Annotated in this window: 1 protein-coding gene and 1 pseudogene; both read left to right on the top strand. The window is 42.5% G+C overall.

The window, feature by feature from the left end:
* Positions 1–600, top strand: a 600-nt coding sequence (locus A3729_RS16765; protein ID WP_304439731.1) for a DapH/DapD/GlmU-related protein, incomplete at its 5' end; no start/stop codon positions are given.
* Between the two features lie 59 nt (positions 601–659).
* A pseudogene (locus tag A3729_RS16760) lies at positions 660–882 on the top strand (glutamine--fructose-6-phosphate aminotransferase); the annotation flags it as partial.

Raw genomic sequence — 882 nt, 5'->3', positions numbered from 1 at the left:
CCAAATCGTTTAGACGTGCGCGGTGAATTAGAATGCGGCCAAGATGTCACTATCGATCTTAATTGTATTTTCGAAGGGCATGTCGTACTTGGTGAGGATGTCAGCATTGCACCAAACTGCATTATCAAAAATTCAACAATCGGTGCTGGTACCACGATACATGCTAATTCAATTATCGAAGATAGCTTTGTGGCAAGCGCCTGTAATGTGGGCCCGTTTGCAAGACTGAGACCCGGAACGAGTTTAAATACTAAAGCGAAAGTCGGTAACTTTGTTGAGACCAAGAAGACGACCGTTGGTGAAGGTAGTAAGATTAACCATCTTAGCTATGTTGGTGACGCAACCTTAGGCAAAAATGTTAACGTGGGTGCAGGTACAATTACCTGTAACTATGATGGCGTTAACAAGTTTCAAACAGAAATTGCAGATGATGTGTTTGTTGGCTCCAATACATCATTAGTTGCGCCGGTGAAAGTTGGTAAGCGTGCAACTATTGGCGCGGGGTCTACTGTCAATAAAGATATAGAAGAAGAACAACTAGCTGTAGCCAGGTCAAAGCAAAGAAATATCGATGGTTGGGACAGACCCAGCAAAAAGTAAGTTAAAGATTTCGACTAGTAAAGTAATCGAATAAGATTTGGAAAACAGGAACAAAAGGTATGTGCGGAATAGTTGGAGCTGTGGCTCAAAGGGATGTAGCTGAAATTCTTCTCGAAGGTTTGAAGCGTTTAGAATATAGAGGATATGATTCAGCAGGGTTGGCTTTATTGTCTGAAGCAGGCGAATTTAATCGCTTGAGACGTATAGGCAAAGTTCAAGAATTGGCAGACGCACTAAAGGCAAACCCTTGCAAAGGTGGAACCGGTATTGCACACACACGTT

The organism is Oleiphilus sp. HI0043 (genome assembly GCF_001634935.1).
The sequence above is the reverse complement of the archived record's forward strand: the minus strand, read 5'-3'. Positions and strand labels throughout refer to the sequence as shown.